At 64.6% G+C, this 1,122-nt stretch carries 1 protein-coding gene; it reads left to right on the top strand.

Translation table 11 applies throughout. The annotated features are described in order from the left end of the window. The coding region (locus J7E68_RS11340; protein ID WP_251048907.1) for a malate:quinone oxidoreductase at nucleotides 1-1,122 on the top strand (1,122 nt) is incomplete at both ends.

Raw genomic sequence — 1,122 nt, 5'->3', positions numbered from 1 at the left:
TCAACGAGCAGGTCCCGCAGAGCTGTCAGTGCGGGTCGTCTCTGGTCGAGCGGGGAGTGCTCGACGCCCCGTCGACGTTCATCAACGCGACCCCGCACATGACGTTCGTGCGCGGTGAGAAAGACGTCAAGTACCTCAAGGACCGCTACGAGGTCCTGAAGAAGCAGCCGCTGTTCGAGGGCATCGAATACAGCGACGACTCCCGCGTCATCAACAAGTGGGCGCCGCTGCTCATGCAGCAGCGCCGCAAGGGCGAGCCGTTCGCGGCCACCCGCGTGCCCGCCGGAACCGACGTCGACTTCGGTGCGCTGACGCACCAGCTCTTCGACCACCTCACCGATTCGGGTGTCGCGCTGCGCACGAACCACGAGGTCAAGAGCCTGAAGAAGCAGAAAGACGGCACCTGGCTGATCAACTACCGCACGACGATCGGGCGCACGCCGAACCAGATCAAGGCGCGCTTCGTCTTCGTCGGTGCCGGTGGCTGGGCGCTCAAGCTTTTGCAGCGCTCGGGCATCCCTGAGATCAAGGGATACGGAGTCTTCCCGATCGGCGGGCAGTTCCTCAAGACCTCCAACCCCGATGTCGTCGCCCAGCACAAGGCGAAGGTCTACTCGCAGGCGTCCGTGGGTGCGCCGCCCATGTCGGTGCCGCACCTCGACACGCGTGTGGTCGACGGCGAGGCCTCGCTCATGTTCGGCCCGTTCGCGACATTCAGCCCGAAGTTCCTCAAGAACGGCTCGATGTTCGACATCGTGTCGCAGGTGCGCACGCACAACCTCTGGCCGATGCTCCGCGTCGCGTTCGCGAACCCCGACCTCATCACCTACCTGGTGGGCGAGCTGCTGAAGAACCACGCCAAGAAGGTCGACAGCCTGCGCACATTCATGCCCACCGCGAAGGACGAGGACTGGACGTTGATCGACGCCGGTCAGCGCGCGCAGGTCATGAAGAAGGACGCGAAGAAGGGCGGCATCCTGCAGTTCGGCACCGAGGTCGTCTCTGCGGCGGACGGCTCGATCGCAGGTCTCCTCGGAGCATCTCCCGGTGCATCGACCGCCGTCCCGATCATGCTCGATCTGCTTCAGAAGTTCTTCCCCGCCGAGTCTCCGGGCTGGCAGG

Origin of the sequence: Microbacterium sp. ISL-103 (genome assembly GCF_018613995.1) — a bacterium.
GTDB lineage: Bacteria > Actinomycetota > Actinomycetes > Actinomycetales > Microbacteriaceae > Microbacterium.
This window is presented reverse-complemented; position numbering and strand designations above follow the sequence as displayed.